At 67.2% G+C, this 268-nt stretch carries 1 protein-coding gene; it reads right to left on the bottom strand.

The genetic code is table 11. The features are described 5' to 3' along the window. Positions 1 to 268, bottom strand: a 268-nt coding sequence (locus tag IG78_RS0141300) for an IS5/IS1182 family transposase (RefSeq protein WP_030575074.1), incomplete at both ends; no start/stop codon positions are given.

Here is a 268-nt window from a genome sequence, read left to right as displayed (position 1 = left end):
AGGGCATTGATCGTCCGCTCCACTTCGTTCCTGCGCTTGTAGATCGTCTTGTCGAAGCCGGTGGGCCGCCCGCCTTGGCTGCCGCGGCGCTTGCGGTTGACTCGCTGGTTGTTCGGCTCGGGGATGGTGTGCTTGATCTGCCGTCTGCGCAGGTAGCGGCGGTTGCGGTGCGAGGAGTACGCCTTGTCACCGCCGAGATGGTCCGGCCGAGTGCGGGGACGCCCGCCGCCGAGGCGGCCGACGCGGATACGTTCCATGACAGGGATGA

The organism is Streptomyces aureocirculatus (genome assembly GCF_000720475.1).
Lineage (GTDB): Bacteria > Actinomycetota > Actinomycetes > Streptomycetales > Streptomycetaceae > Streptomyces > Streptomyces aureocirculatus.
Note: the sequence above shows the minus strand (reverse complement) of the source record. Positions and strands in the feature narration are given on the sequence as shown.